Source organism: Nonomuraea sp. NPDC004186, from assembly GCF_053603495.1.
The window spans coordinates 37,983-48,927 of record NZ_JBSGFQ010000096.1 but is presented as its reverse complement, the minus strand read 5'-3'; the positions used below and the strand labels follow the sequence as shown (position 1 = coordinate 48,927).

10 protein-coding genes are annotated in these 10,945 nt (G+C 70.0%); 2 read left to right on the top strand and 8 right to left on the bottom strand.

Annotated features, from left to right (window positions below):
• Positions 1 to 132 precede the first annotated feature (132 nt).
• The 5 genes from ACWEPL_RS48990 to ACWEPL_RS48970 form a co-directional block, all read right to left on the bottom strand.
• A complete protein-coding gene (locus ACWEPL_RS48990) occupies positions 133 to 2,637 on the bottom strand; it encodes a PEP/pyruvate-binding domain-containing protein (RefSeq protein WP_452440340.1) in 2,505 nt (834 codons plus the stop codon).
• A 219-nt stretch (positions 2,638 to 2,856) separates the two neighbouring features.
• Positions 2,857 to 3,492 (bottom strand): response regulator, encoded by a 636-nt coding sequence (locus ACWEPL_RS48985; RefSeq protein ID WP_452440339.1) that lies wholly within the window; start codon positions 3,490 to 3,492, stop codon positions 2,857 to 2,859.
• 3 nt (positions 3,493 to 3,495) lie between these two features.
• On the bottom strand, positions 3,496 to 4,797 hold the full coding sequence (locus ACWEPL_RS48980; RefSeq protein ID WP_452440338.1) for a sensor histidine kinase: 1,302 nt from the start codon (positions 4,795 to 4,797) through the stop codon (positions 3,496 to 3,498).
• Positions 4,794 to 5,516: an ABC transporter permease gene (locus tag ACWEPL_RS48975; RefSeq protein ID WP_452440337.1), complete on the bottom strand. Its 723-nt coding sequence runs from the start codon at positions 5,514 to 5,516 to the stop codon at positions 4,794 to 4,796. The genes ACWEPL_RS48980 and ACWEPL_RS48975 overlap by 4 nt, the downstream gene beginning before the upstream one ends.
• Entirely contained in the window at positions 5,513 to 6,229 is a 717-nt protein-coding gene (locus tag ACWEPL_RS48970) for an ABC transporter ATP-binding protein (protein WP_350728279.1), read from the bottom strand. Before ACWEPL_RS48970 ends, ACWEPL_RS48975 begins: the two co-directional genes overlap by 4 nt.
• 161 nt (positions 6,230 to 6,390) lie before the next feature.
• On the opposite strand from ACWEPL_RS48970, the gene ACWEPL_RS48965 reads away from it, so the two are divergent.
• Positions 6,391 to 7,236, top strand: a complete 846-nt coding sequence (locus tag ACWEPL_RS48965) for an ABC transporter ATP-binding protein (RefSeq protein ID WP_350728278.1) — start codon at positions 6,391 to 6,393, stop codon at positions 7,234 to 7,236.
• Between the two features lie 8 nt (positions 7,237 to 7,244).
• Positions 7,245 to 8,084, top strand: coding sequence for an ABC transporter permease (locus ACWEPL_RS48960; RefSeq protein WP_452440336.1), 840 nt, complete (start codon positions 7,245 to 7,247; stop codon positions 8,082 to 8,084).
• A 222-nt stretch (positions 8,085 to 8,306) separates the two neighbouring features.
• On the opposite strand, the gene ACWEPL_RS48955 is transcribed toward ACWEPL_RS48960, so the two are convergent.
• The 3 genes from ACWEPL_RS48955 to ACWEPL_RS48945 form a co-directional block, all read right to left on the bottom strand.
• A complete protein-coding gene (locus ACWEPL_RS48955; protein ID WP_350728276.1) occupies positions 8,307 to 9,038 on the bottom strand; it encodes a 4'-phosphopantetheinyl transferase family protein in 732 nt (243 codons plus the stop codon).
• Positions 9,039 to 9,171: 133 nt separating this feature from the next.
• Positions 9,172 to 9,834, bottom strand: coding sequence for a response regulator transcription factor (locus ACWEPL_RS48950; protein WP_355199581.1), 663 nt, complete (start codon positions 9,832 to 9,834; stop codon positions 9,172 to 9,174).
• Positions 9,821 to 10,768: a sensor histidine kinase gene (locus ACWEPL_RS48945; protein ID WP_355199580.1), complete on the bottom strand. Its 948-nt coding sequence runs from the start codon at positions 10,766 to 10,768 to the stop codon at positions 9,821 to 9,823. Before ACWEPL_RS48945 ends, ACWEPL_RS48950 begins: the two co-directional genes overlap by 14 nt.
• Positions 10,769 to 10,945: the final 177 nt, after the last annotated feature.

Below are 10,945 nucleotides of genomic sequence, written 5' to 3'. Positions count from 1 at the left end.
TGCGGGTGCACCAGGGCGGGCCGTGGGGGGGGGGGCGGGGCGGCGGCCGCCCCCCCCCCCCCCGCTCCCACCCCGCCCACCACCCACGCGCGCCGCGCGGGCGGTCCGCCCCCCGCCCCCTTCCGCGTGGCCTCAGCTCAGGACGAGCGCCTCCTCCCGCTCCCGCGCCGACTCGCCGATCACCTCGACGCTGCCCTTGCTGCCGTCGACGCGGATCCGGTCGCCGTCCCGCACCAGCATCGTGGCGTTCCTGGTCCCGACGACGGCGGGGATCCCCAGCTCACGGGCGACGATCGCGGCGTGCGACAGGGGAGCGCCGACGTCGGTGACGACCGCCGCCGCGCGCGGGAAGAGCAGCGTCCAGCCCACGTTCGTCACGGTCGTCACGAGGATCTCGCCCTCGCCCAGCCGGTCGCCCTCCGCCACCGACGCCAGCACCCGCGCGGTCCCCTCGACCACGCCGGCCGCGCCGGGGAAGCCGCTGATGGTCTGCGACGGCGGCGCCGCCGTGTCCTCGGCGTCGAACACGTCGCCGCGCCGGTGCGGGTCCGCGGCCCACCGCTCGGGGTCGAACCGGCCGCGGATGATGCCCGGGTACGGCGGCAGCGCCTTGTACAGCTCGTACGTGGCCCGCCGCCTGGCGACGTACGACAGCGGCCGGTTCCAGCCACGCAGCACGCCCAGGATCTCCTCGACCGTCAGGAAGAACAGATCGTCGCCCTGCCCGGTCACCTCGCCGGCACGCAGGACGAAATCGCGCACCATCCAGAAGCCGCGCATCATCTCCGACCGCGTCTCCTCGCGGGAGCGGACGATCGCCTCCCAGCGGTCGATCTGGCGGCGGAACTTCTCGGCCTGCCTCGGGTGGCGCTCGCGGAAGCGCCGCCAGGCCGCCGCGCTCGCCGCCTCCTGGCGTTCGAGCAGCTCGGTGGGGTCGACCGTGAGGGCGGCGAGCTGCTCGTCGATCCACGCCGGGTCCTCCACCGGCCGGGCGGCCGAGACCTCGAACTCGTCCGGGCAGCGGTGCCCGTACCTGCGGACGTACTCCTCGCGGGAGATCTCGCCGCGCTTGAGCCGGGCCAGCCCGAGCAGCGGGCCGAGGCTCTCCAGCCGGCCGTCCCTGGCCTGGATGCCGGACATCAGCACGGTGGCGTCCGCCTCCCCGACCAGCTTCGTCAGCCGGGCGCCGAGGTAGACCAGCGAGCCGGCGTCCTGGCGGGCCGCGGCGGCCAGCATGCGGTTGCACTCGTCGAACCTGGGCTCGATCTCGCTCTGCCAGAGCGCGACCAGGTCGTCGCTCTCGGCGATCATGGCGCGGAGCTCCTCCGTGCGGCGGGGCGCGTCCGCTATGTACTCGGGGATCCGCGCAACGAGCTTCTGGATCTCGCGCCGGCCGCCCGCCATCGGCCTGGCCGCCCTGAGGGTCTGCCAGCGCGACATCGGCAGCAGCGGGGTCCCCACTCCCTCCGGCAGCCTGCCGTAGATCGGCTCCTGGGAGTCCTTGATCTTCTTGGTCATGCCGAGCGCCTTGCCGAGGGAGGCGGTCAGGCTCATGTTCATGTAGACGCGGCCGCCGATGTTCCCGCAGATGGGGTGGCCGCCGAGGTCGCCGACGACCATGATCTCGGCGATGAACGCCTGCACGAGCGACCAGGTGCACGGCGTCATGACGCTGGGGATGGCCTCGCCCAGGTTGCCGTTGGTCCACAGGTAGTCGCCCTGGAGCGAGTCGTTCCACACCTCGCGCTGGCCGGTGATCGGCCTGGCCTGGAGGATGTGCGGGCGCCCGTCGTGCAGGGCCCACTCGATGTCCATCGCGCGGCCGTACAGCTCCTCGATCGCCAGGCCCAGCTCGGCCAGCCGGGTCGCCTGCGCCGGGGTCAGGACCGGCTCGTCGCGCCTGGCGGGCGGGACGGGCTCCTCCCGGGTGCCGTCCGGGGTGCGCACGGTCATGACGGCCTTGGACGCGATGCGCTCCTCGACGACCGTGAGGCCGGCGCGGTCGACGGTGATCGTGTCGGGCGTGACGAGGCCGCCGACGACCGCCTCGCCCAGACCCCATGCGGCGTTGATGGTCAGCCGGTCGTGGGGGGAGACCCGGTCCTCGGTGAACAGCACGCCCGCCGCGTCGGCGGGCACCAGCTCCTGGACGATGACGGCGATGGCCACCTGGTCGCGCGGGATGTCGTGGCGGTCGCGGTAGGCGATCGCCCGGTCGGTCCAGAGCGAGGCCCAGCAGCGCCTGACCGCGTCCAGGAGCTGTTCGGCGCCGCGGATGTTGAGATAGCTGTCCTGCTGCCCGGCGAACGACATCCCCGGCAGGTCCTCCGCGGTCGCCGACGACCGGACGGCCACCGCGGCGTCCTCGCCCAGCGTGGCGTACGAGGCCAGAATGTCCTCGGCGATCTCCGGCGGGATCTCGCACCCGGCGAACAGCGCCTGGATCTCCTCGGCGTCCCCGGACAGGATCGCCTCGCGCAGACCATGGCGGGTCACGAAGTCGCGGTAGGCGCCGGTGGTGACGTGGAAACCCGCCGGCACGGGCAGCCGAGCCCTGGCCAGGCGCGCCAGGGACTCCCCCTTGCCGCCGACGATCTCCAGCTCGGCCCTCGGGTCGGCCAGGGCAAGCGTGTTCATGAGTTCATCTCCAAATCCTTCCGGACGATCTTCAGGAACCGATTCGGCGGCACGCGAAAGAACTCATCAGGGGAAAAGGAAATGCGGTGGTCACATTTGACACACCGCTTGACTCGTCGCGTCCGGGGCAGGAAAGGTGCCCTCGGGTAGAGATGGAACGGCCGCCTGTTCCACGGTACGAAGCGGCCGGAGGGGCGGCACACCCCTAGGCGCCCTTAATCAGCTGTCGGCGCCCGGCCTGAGCAGGCCCGTCTCGTAGGCGGCGGCGACGGCGGCCGCACGGTCGTTGACCTCGAGCTTGGCGAAGATGTGCAGCAGGTGCGTCTTCACGGTGGCCTCGGTGATGAACAGCCGCTTGGCCACGTCGCGGTTGGTGGCGCCCCGGGAGATGAGCGACAGGACCTCCAGCTCGCGGCGGCTGAGAGGCTGCTGGCGCGGCGCGCGCAGCTTCTGCGTCAGCACGCCGGCCACGGAGGGGGACAGCACGGTCTCGCCGCGCGCCGCCGCCTGCACGGCGCGGCGCAGCTCGGCGCGCGGGGTGTCCTTGAGCAGGTAGCCGGTCGCCCCCTCCTCGATGGCCGGCAGCACGTCCACGTCGTCGTCGAACGTGGTCAGCACGAGCACGCGCACCTCGGGCGCCTGCTCGCGCAGCCGGCGGATGAGCTCCGCGCCCTTCATCCTCGGCATGCGCAGGTCGGTGAGCACGACGTCGGGATTGGTGCGCTCCACCACGGCCAGCGCCTCGAACCCGTCACCCGCCTCCCCGACCACCTCGAACTCGTCGTCGGTGAAGATTCCGCGCAGCCCGTCGCGGACGACCGGATGATCGTCCACGATGATCAGCCGAATCGGCATGTCTCACCCGGCGTTTCTGGATCGGTCGGATGGCTCGAGGCCCGTTTCGGCGGGGATGGCGGGGACGGCGGCGGAGATGCCGGTGCCCTCGCCGGGGGCCGACTCGATCTGGAAGTCGCCCGCCAGCCTGGTCACGCGCTGGCGCATGGACAGGAGGCCGAAACCGCCCGCCTCGGAGGCGTGCGCGGCCGGCAGGCCCGGTGGCTCGGGGGCGAAACCGGCTCCGTCGTCGCGTACGTCCAGCACCACGACATCTTCCATGTACGACAGAGTGAGGGCAACTCGTCCGGCGGAAGCGTGCTTGGCGACGTTCGCCAGCGCCTCCTGCGCCACCCGCAGCAGGGTGATCTCCACCTCCGCGTGCAGCGGCCGGGCCTCGCCCGTGACCTCCAGGGACGAGGTCACGCCGCTGGCCTGCGACCATTTGCCGGAGACGTCCTGGAGCGCGGCCGGCAGCTGCGACTCGGCCAGCGGCGCGGGGCGCAGGGCCTGCACCGACCGGCGGGCCTCCTTCAGGCTGTCCCTGGCCAGCATGCGAACCGTGTCAAGGCGGGCACGAGCCGCCTTGACGTCGTCGAGCGCCTCCTCGGCGGCCTCCACCTGGGTGACGATGGCGGTCAGACCCTGCGCGATCGTGTCGTGGATCTCCCTGGCCAGCCGCTGCCGCTCCCCGACCACTCCGGCCTCGCGGGCCTTGGTCAGCAGCTGGGCCTGCAGGTTCGCGTTCTCGGCCGCGAGGGCGGCCAGCCTCGCGCCGGTCTCCTGGAGCTGCGCGATCATCACCCTGCGGCTCTCGTTCTGGTCGGAGATGGTCTGGACGACCAGGCCGACCGCGGAGGCGACCAGGGCGGCCACCAGGAACGAGAAGAGCATCTGGCCCGGGCTCCGCCCGGCCTCCGGCCGCATCGAGACCAGCACCCCCGCGGTCGCGACCACCCCGGCGTAGGCCCACCAGCGGGGCAGCAGCGCGAAGGACTGGATGAACACCGCCGGGCCGGCCACCGTGAACACCGAGTCGATGCTGACCAGCGCCCCGATGGCGGCGAGCAGGACGGCGAAGTAGACGAGCGCGACGAGGTGGTGCTTGATCCACTCCGGGTGCGCGCCGACCATGAACCAGTGCCAGGCCATCGCGAACAGCGCCAGGACCAGCGTGTCCGGCCGCCAGTTCTGCAGCAGGGAGAAGCCTGCCGGGAGCAGGATGAACAGGTAGGGCAGATAGGGCCAGACCCGGTCCCATCGTGAAGGGCCGGGGCCGGTGGAGGTGACCACCGGCCCCGGCCCTTCACGGTCGATGCTGCTCACCACCGGAAGGCCTTGATGGCGACGCCGCCGGCGACGAGGCAGATCGCGAGCATGACCGCCAGCGAGATCGGGGACAGCGCCTGGCCCTCCCAGCCGGCGCGGATGGCCTGGACGGCGGGTGCCATGGGGGTCAGGTCTCCGATCGCCCGCATCGAACCGCCCATGCTCTCGCGGGGGATGATGGCGCCGGAGATGAAGACCATCGGGAAGAACAGGCTCAGCCCGATCACGGTCGCGCCGCGGCCGGAGGGCACCACCGCGCCGAGCAGGAAGCCGATGGCGCTGAGGCTCAGCGCGGCGAGGAGCCACGCCACGACCACGCCGCCCACGTTGGCGGGGGCCGACGCGCCGTAGATGAAGAAGCCGATGGCCACCAGCAGCGCCGTGCCGAACACGGCCAGCAGCATGTGAGCGACCCACTGGGCGCCGAACAGCATGCCGGGCGAGGCCGGCGTGGCCCGCAGCCGCTTCAGCACCAGGCGCTCCCGGTACTGGGCGACCGTGGCCGGCAGGATGACCAGCGCGGCCATGCCGATGACGAACGTGGTCAGCATGGGCACGTTGGCGTCCGCCAGCGACAGCCCGCTGGGAAGGGACCCGCCGTTGCGCAGCTTGACCCAGAGCATGATCGCGGGGAAGGCCAGCGCGAAGAACGCCGACATGGGGTCCCGTGCGATCAGCTTGAGCTCGACCGAGATGACCTGAGTGATGCCTCTCATGCCGCCTGCCCTCCCGTCAGAGCGAAGTACGCGTCCTCGAGCGATTCGGTACGGCCCTGGGCCTTCAGCTCGCCCGGGGTGCCGTGGGTGATGACGCGGCCCTGGTCGATGATCGCCATGCGGTCGCACAGCGCCTGGGCCTCGTCCATGAAGTGGGTGACCAGCACGACGGTCACCCCGCGGTCGCGGATCTCGCGGACCAGGCCCCACGTCATGCGGCGGGCCGAGGGGTCCAGACCGGTGGTGAGCTCGTCGAGGAAGACGACCTCCGGGTTGCCGACCAGGGCCAGCGCGATGAACAGGCGCTGCTTCCAACCGCCCGACAGGCTCCTGAAGCTGGAGCGCTGCCGCTCGGTCAGCCCCCACTCGTCCATGAGCGCCCTCCAGTCGGCGGGCTTCTCGTAGAAGGAGGCATACATCTTCAGCGCCTCGCCCACCTTGAGCGCGTCCGGCAGCGCCGCCTCCTGCAGCTGAACGCCAACGCGCGGAAGGAGCCGGCGCCGGTCGGTCTGCGGGTCGAGGCCCAGCACGCGCAGCACACCGCCGTCGCGCTGCCGCAGGCCCGCCATGCACTCCACGGTCGTGGTCTTGCCCGCGCCGTTGGGGCCGGCGATCCCGAAGATCTCGCCCTTTTCCACCTTCAGGGATACGCTCTCGAGAACCTGCTTGCCTCGGTAGCTCTTACTCATGCCCTCGATTTCGATGACTGTCATGTTTACAGAATCATCGGTGGCCGCGACTTCCGACATCCTCCGAACGGTTGATAGGGGGTCAGCTCCTTGATTTGGGGTCCGACCTGCGGCTTAGACGTTTGACCAGGTGAAACCCTAAATAGGGGTGTCGGTGGCGGAGCCGATCCCCAACCCTGATGGGTATGAGCGATACAGCGGTGCGGGTACGTGAGCTGCGCAAGCGATATGGCGACGTGGTCGCCATTGACGGCGTCGACCTGGACATCGCCAGGGGTGAGGTGTTCGCGCTCCTCGGCCCCAACGGCGCAGGCAAGACGACCACTGTTGAGATCCTCGAAGGGCACCGCCGCCGCGACGCCGGCGACATCAGCGTGCTCGGCGAGGACCCCGGCCAGGCCGGCAGGGCCTGGCGCGCCAGACTCGGCATCGTGCTGCAGTCGGCCACCGACGCCGCGGAGATGACCGTCCGGGAGATGGTGCACCACTACGCCACCTACTACCCGAGCCCGCGCGACCCCGACCACGTGATCGAGCTCGTCGGGCTCACCGGCAAGGCCGACGTCCGCACCCGCCACCTCTCCGGCGGCCAGCGGCGCAGGGTCGACGTGGCGCTCGGCGTCGTGGGCAATCCCGAGCTGGTCTTCCTGGACGAGCCCACCACCGGGTTCGACCCCGTGGCGCGCCGCCAGTTCTGGGACCTGATCTCGCAGCTGGCCGACGAGGGCACCACCATCCTGCTGACCACGCACTACCTGGACGAGGCCGAGGCGCTGGCCGACCGGGTGGGAGTGATCGTGGGGGGCAAGGTCGTCGCGCTGGGGGAGCCGGCCACGCTGGCCGGCCGCGCGCAGGCGATGGCCACCGTCAGCTGGGCCGGCCCGGACGGGGAGCGCAGCGTGAAGACGGCGACGCCCACGCAGGTCGTCGCCGAGCTGGGCCGCCAGTTCGAGGGGGAGATCCCGGAGCTGGCCGTGACCCGGCCGACCCTCGAAGACATCTACCTCGGCCTGATCGGAGACCAGCCGTGACAACCACGATGTCGAGACCGACGACTCGCATCCCCGCCGCGAGCTCGGTGGGCCTGCCCGGCGCCTGGGGCCTGGCGCTCAAGCGCGGCGGGCTGGAGCTCAGAAGCTTCTTCCGCACCAAGAGCCAGTTCATCGTCATCTTCTCGCTTCCGGCGATCATGCTGATGCTGCTCGGCGCGATGCAGATCAACAAGCCGGCCATCGCCGGGATCACGGGAGCCCAGATCCTCACGGCAGGCATGATCGGCGCCGGCGTGATGGGCACGTCCTTCCAGAACCTGGGCATCAACATCGCCCTGGAGCGCCATGACGGGACCCTGAAGAGGCTCTACGGCATGCCGCTGCCACGGATGGCGTATTTCGGCGGGAAGGTCATCCAGGTCCTGGTGTGCATGGTCGCCGAGGTGGCCATCTTGGTCACGGTGGGAGCGCTGCTGTTCGGCATCCAGGTGCCCACCTCTTTCGACCGGTGGCTGACGTTCACCTGGGTCCTGCTGTTGGGTGGTACGGCCTGCGCGCTGCTGGGCATCGCGGCCGGCAGCCTGCCGAAGTCGACGCGCGGGGCCAACGCGGTGATCACGCTGCCGTTCCTCATCGTGCAGTTCTGCTCCGGCGTCTTCATGCCCTTCTCCGACGTGCCGGGCATTCTCCAGTTCTTCGCGTCGCTGTTCCCACTCAAGTGGATCACCCAGGGCATGCGCTCGGTGTTCCTGCCGGAACACGCGGCGGCGCTGGAGCCCTCCGGCTCGTGGCAGCTCCCGATGACCGCTCTCGTGCTCGGCGCCTGGTGCGTCGGCGCGCTGCTACTGTGCCTGAAGACGTTCCGCTGGACGGCGAAGGACAGCTGACCTCGAATCCTCGTGACGGTGGCGGGTCGCCTGAACGCCACCGTCAATCGCATGCCCGGCCTCTGTGCCGGGCTTTCGCGTTGGTGGGTTCTCACGTGCCGCCGCCGGAGCCGTTCACGCGCCTCGCGGTCGCGGGGAGAGGAGGGCGCGCGACACGCCCGGTACCCGGCCGGGAGATGGGGAATCGGGCGCGGCAGGAGTGGGCCGCGCCGTCCGGCCGGGTCAGGCCTTGACGGGCTGGGCGGCGGGGCGCCTGTGCGCCGCGCGGTGGCGGCGGGTGGCGGGGCCGGAGGCCTTGACGATGGCGGTGACGATGAGGCCGTCCTGGGCCTTCCACGTGCCGGAGAAGCCCATCAGCTGCCGGCCCTCCACGTGCGGCCCGGTCACCAGGAGCCGGGCGGAGAACGTGCCCTGCACCGGGTTGAAGGTGAGGATCGCGTCCTCGAAGTCGAGCCACCGCTTCGCCAGCGGGAACCAGGCCTTGTAGACCGACTCCTTCGCCGAGAACAGCAGGCGGTCCCAGGCGACGTCCGGGTAGTCGGCGGCGAGCGCGCTCAGCGACTTGCGCTCCTCAGCCAGGGAGACCGCTTCCAGGACGCCGTAGGACAGCGGCTGGTTGGGCTCGGCGTCGATGCCGATCGTGATGGTGTCGGTGCCGGGGCTGAGGACGGCGCCGCGGTAACCGGCGCAGTGGGTGATGCTGCCCACGAAGCCCGTCGGCCACTGAGGTTCGCCGCGCACGCCCGGCAGGATGGGCTGCTCGGGCAGGCCGAGCAGCCCCATTGCGGTCCTGGCGCACATGCGTGCCGTGGCGAACTCCTTGCGCCGGCTCTCCACCGATCGGCTGATCACCTCTTCTTCCGCAGGGAAGAGCACCGCGTCGTGGTCGTCGAACGTGTCGACCGCCACCACCCACGGCGGGAGGATGCTCCCGATGAATGCATTGGTGTTCACAATTCCACGCTAGGCAGGGCCTTCGCGGAAGAAAATGTTCGGGCGCTTCTTCTCGGGCTCTCCGGAGACGGTTGCGGGGTGAACCTACCCCGGGAAGGGGGTCTGATTTATACAGATATATGGCGATTTGGGGTTAATTGTCGGATCGTGTCCGTGATGGTGTGATCAGTGAGGCGTCGATCGCCCGGTTGACGGCGTCGATGCGCGACGCGGCCCCGAGCTTGACGAAGATGTTGCGCAGGTGGCGCTTCACCGTGGCTTCCGTGGTGTTGATGCGGGCGGCGATCTGCCGGTTGCTGAGCGCCTGCGCGGCCAGCTCGAGGACCTCCCGCTCCTTGCTCGTCAGCACCTCGGACGGTGTGCTCTCCATCTGGGCGAGGCTCTCGCGGGAGACGGCGAGCACGACCCGTTCCGGCTCGTCGTGCACGCTGCGGATGGCCGAGACCAGCTCGTGCCAGTGGACGCTCTTCAGCAGGTATCCGCGGATGCCGGCGGCCAGGAGCCGGTGCAGCAGCTGCGGTCCGTCGTACATGCTCAGGATGATGATCTGCGTGTTCGGTGACTGGATGCGCAGGCGGGTCACGGTGTCGGTGGCGGAGTCGCCGGGGATCTCCACGTCGAGCAGGAGAATGTCCGGCTTCTTGTCGGCCACCATCTTGAGCGCGCCGCTGGAGGTGCCGGCCTCGCCCACCACGACCAGCCCCTCCTGAGACTCCAGGATCTCCCTGAGGCCCTCGCGGAAGAGCGCGTGGTCGTCCACGATGGCCACTGTGGTCGGTTGCTCACTCCTGATCATCGGGTCGCCTCTGGATGGGCACCGCGAGGTCGACCCTTGCCCCCTTGCCGGGTTCGCTCACGATGTTGACCGTGCCGCCGAGCAGCTGGGTGCGTTCCCGGATGGACGACAGGCCCAGGCTGCCCTTGGGCGCCTGCTGGCTCGGGTCGAAGCCGCAGCCGTCGTCGATCACGGAGGCGATCAGCTCGTGCGGCGCGACGTCGATCCTGATGAAGATGGTCGAAGGGTCTCCGTGGGTGAGCGCGTTGCGGGCCGCTTCGCGCAGGATGAGCAGGCACTCCTCGCTGACGATCGGGGGCGCCCAGCTCTGGTCGCCGTTGACGACGAGCTCGACCTGTACGTCGTCGGTCCCGATCACGTCCAGGTAGCCGAGCAGTCCCTTCTCCAGGGTCCTCCCGTCGGGAGGGTGGAGGTCGGAGGTCACCTGGCGCAGGCTGCACATCGTCTCCTGGATGGCCTGCTGCGCCATTTCCAGCTTGGCCAGCGCCTTGGCCGGCTCGGACGGCCGGTAGAGGTTCGACAGCTCCAGCTGGCGCTGGGCGACGCTGAGGCTGTGGCCGATGCGGTCGTGTAACTCCCTGGCGATCCGGCGGCGCTCGGCCATCTGCGCCTCGGTCACCTGGTTCAGCAAGAACCCGGTGTAGCTGCTTGAAGCCTCTCTGATCCGCAGGGAGATGCTCTGTTCCAGAGCCGTCACCACAAGCCTGAGCAGCCTGGCGGCCTGGGTGTCGTCCTGAAGTCGGTGACTAAGAGTAGTGAATGCGGCGCGGAAGAAGACCGACGCGGCCAGGAGGGACTCTCTCGGGTGGATACCGGCGGACGCTCTGGACACGCCGATGTCCCAGGACAGGAAACGGGACGTCTCGTCGTCGAGCAAGCGACCTGCTCGCAGCGTGCCGGCCATCTCTGTCAGGATCTCGCCCGCGTTAGCCATGACCTGGGCTTTCGTGTGCTGATCCCTGATCAGCACGCTGCCGATCGAGGCCAGTCCCTGCTCGTACTTGCTCAGTATGTCGGCTCGACACTCCTCGATAAGATTCGCCGTCCCCGTGGCATCATGCTCGCCCCTTTGCGCAATTTCTCCCACCATGTCCCCTTGGAAATGCACGAA